The organism is Bradyrhizobium sp. 31Argb, assembly GCF_043638955.1.
Lineage (GTDB): Bacteria > Pseudomonadota > Alphaproteobacteria > Rhizobiales > Xanthobacteraceae > Bradyrhizobium.
In genome coordinates, this window is the sequence record NZ_JBEGDB010000717.1 from 1 (window position 1) to 500 (window position 500).

At 55.8% G+C, this 500-nt stretch carries 1 pseudogene; it reads right to left on the reverse strand.

From position 1 onward, the window contains the following. A pseudogene (locus AAFX91_RS42415) lies at positions 1 to 449 on the reverse strand (group II intron reverse transcriptase/maturase); the annotation flags it as partial. Between the last annotated feature and the right edge of the window lie 51 nt (positions 450 to 500).

Below are 500 nucleotides of genomic sequence, written 5' to 3' on the forward strand. Positions count from 1 at the left end.
ACCGCCATCTTGGCGTCCAGTTTCGGGCGGAAGCCATACTGGTTGTCCAGCAGGTCCGCTTCGAAGATGGCGCCGATCACCAGCATCGCCGCCGTCATGACCGTCCGGTCTTTTACGGTTGGAATGCTAAGCGGTCGACGTCCGCCATTGCTCTTCGGTATCCATACTCTCAGCAGGGGCTGTGGTCGGTAGTTGCTCGACATCAGCTCCTCTCTGGCATTTTCCAGCCATCGCTCGCGTCCCTCGGTTTCGATCTGAGCAAATGTGACGTCATCTACCCCAGGAGCGCCCCGATTTCCACGGCAGCGCCTGTAGGCTTCTTCCAGCACATCCAATCTGCAGACTTTGTCCCAAAGAGAGTAGAATCGATAGTCCGGTTCAGCCTTAGCTTTCGCCTGCAGCGAGGTTTGAAGTTTCTGAACGGATATTTCCGGTGTTGCTAGGTTCATCACCAATCGCCGTGTTCTCAACTGTCGTTCTCGCATGGATCGAGTCAGGGT